The organism is Deltaproteobacteria bacterium, from assembly GCA_009929795.1.
Taxonomy (GTDB): domain Bacteria; phylum Desulfobacterota; class Desulfovibrionia; order Desulfovibrionales; family Desulfomicrobiaceae; genus RZZR01.
On sequence record RZZR01000341.1, the window covers coordinates 1 to 1567 of the forward strand.

At 55.0% G+C, this 1567-nt stretch carries 1 protein-coding gene; it reads right to left on the reverse strand.

Annotation, left to right across the window (positions count from 1 at the left end; all coding sequences use genetic code 11):
• Positions 1–66 precede the first annotated feature (66 nt).
• Complete coding sequence (locus EOM25_14835) at positions 67–954, reverse strand: hypothetical protein (protein NCC26453.1); 888 nt, start codon at positions 952–954, stop codon at positions 67–69.
• Between the last annotated feature and the right edge of the window lie 613 nt (positions 955–1567).

A 1567-nucleotide genomic window follows, 5' to 3' on the forward strand; every position in this document is an offset into this window, starting at 1 on the left:
TCATGGCCGTCAGTCGGCTCCGGATAGAAAGATGATGTGTCCATCGGCCGCCTGGTATTCGAGTGTTCATCGGTTCACCCGGATCTGTTGGTGTGGACTGCTGCTTTTTGGTCGATCCGCGTGGCCGGGATTCGTTCCGCGCTCCAGGAGGGGATGTGGAACCCGGACCGTGAGACGCTGGGGATCGGCCGGGAAAAAACAGCGCTGGTCCTCGACGTGCAATGGCCACAGGCCGAGGGCGGTCAGAGGATCGACTCGGCCCGACAAGATCACCATCTCCAGATGGACGTGGGTGTCGTACTTGCCAAAGATGTTCGGGCGGCCTTCGTAAATGCTCAAGCCACTGCTGCCGGCCAAAGCAATGGCCTCACCGGTCTGGACAGGACGGGGAAAAGGGCCCACGGGCCGTTCCAGATGACACAGGAAAATCCCCCGAATAGGGCCTTCGGAATCAAGAATGAATATATGGCCGCCCCGCCGCGGGTCACATCCCAGCGGATCATATTCGGCCAGTCCATCCAGCGGGGAGAACACCATCGTTCCAGGCAAGGCTGCCAGGTCCACGCCAGCATGTCGTCCGGCCCGACCACCGAACAGGCTTTGACAGGGACACCACCGCGGTTCATCCCTGGTGCCGTACCATCCTCGAACGAGATCGGGGCCTGGACCGGCCTTGGGAAATCTCGCTGGACATGGCCCGGCCGTAGCGGCCCCATGCCGTTGTTCAGCCTCTGTTTCCGGGTGACGTTGGTCGGACAACAATCCTCTCTGATCTGGGCGATGGCGAACAATGGCCGATTCCAACAGCCCTTTGACCGGATCGTCTGTTTCCGGCTCGAACGGGGCCACCCCGACAAATGGGGCGAGTTGGCGGCCAAGAGCCTTGTGCTGCTCGGGGTCCCCAGGGTCGGGGATCCCCGTCAGATCCACGAGCCGCGCCTTTTCCGGACTCATGTCCGTGCATCTCGTCCTCTGAGCCATGAAAAGTTCACGAAAGGGGCTCATGGCCTGCATCTGGGAGCGAACGTTTCGGCCTTGTGGAAATTGTGATGGAATCGCCACGCACAATATGCGTATACGCACATGTCATGTGTCTTTCATACCATTTGAGGGCATCTTCCATGGAGCATGAATAATAGTCACGGTACTGAGCGTACTCATTTAAATACAATGAATTGAATTTTTTATATAAAAATTCATTCAGTATAATCTTTGATCTATTGTTCAATGGATGACATGTGGCGATCAGAGAAATTTTTTTGGAATATCCCCAATCAATATAAATGGGCATTTTCAATAGTATTGAAAAAATAAAATAATAACTTGCATGTTGAACTCGACTGGAAATATGCATTCCTTGAAATTGGGGGTCGATGGCCTGCCCGAAATAGCCGATACATGGCGAATCATCAACAAGACAAGGCCTGATTATGAACCCAAAAACGCCTGCAACCACGTCGTCGAAAGCGATGACCAGACGAACGATGTCCCTTGGCGAGAGGGTCCTGGCCTTGGCGGCTCGTTCGTAGTACCTTCTGGCCGCCGTGTCGAATGGCTGCCCCAGGTT